The following is a 664-nucleotide window of genomic DNA, read 5'->3' as shown; positions in this document are numbered from 1 at the left end:
AGCAGGACCCCGCCGCTGCGGCGGGGCGCTGCCCAGCGTGCTGCGCGGCCCCTGCAACCCGCTTGCAGGGGCGGTGGGCGGGCGCCGCGGCGGTGCAGGCGGGCTGCAAGGGGCCGCGGCCAGGCTCGGGGCGTGCCGTCCGCAGCCCGTCTCCGACCCGTCCCCGACCCGGCGGCCTGGCTGCCGTCGTGGTTCCGGCACCCCACCCGCCTGGACCTGCCCACCGGGCACCACCTGCGCCCGATCCGCGAGGTCGACGTCGACGTGGACCTGCCGGCGGTCCTCGGTTCCCGCGAGCGGCTGTGGTCGATCTACGGCGAGGTGTGGGGGTGGCCGCCGGAGGGGATGACCCGCGAGCAGGACCGCGTCGACCTCGCCCGCCACGAGGCGGAGATCGCCCGCCACGAGTCCTTCGACTACGCCCTGTTCGACGACGAGGAGGCGGAGCTGCTCGGCTGCGTGTACCTGGACCCGCCGGGCCGGGCGGGCGCGGACGCGGACGTGTCCTGGTGGGTCGTGGACCGGCTGGTCGGCTCGGAGCTGGAGGCGGAGCTGGAGGTGCGGGTGCCGCGCTGGGTGCAGCGCGACTGGCCCTTCACCGCACCGCGCTTCGTGGGCCGGGACCTCACCTGGCAGCAGTGGCTGGCGCTGCCAGGTGAGGTCC

1 protein-coding gene is annotated in these 664 nt (G+C 76.7%); it reads left to right on the top strand.

What is annotated here, in order from left to right; genetic code table 11:
* Window positions 1-132: 132 nt before the first annotated feature.
* On the top strand, window positions 133-664 hold a 532-nt coding region (locus GTR00_RS22165; RefSeq protein WP_166613628.1), incomplete at its 3' end, for a GNAT family N-acetyltransferase.

Origin of the sequence: Kineococcus indalonis (assembly GCF_009906395.1) — a bacterium.
GTDB classification, from domain to species: domain Bacteria; phylum Actinomycetota; class Actinomycetes; order Actinomycetales; family Kineococcaceae; genus Kineococcus; species Kineococcus indalonis.
The sequence above is the reverse complement of the archived record's forward strand: the minus strand, read 5'-3'. Positions and strand labels throughout refer to the sequence as shown.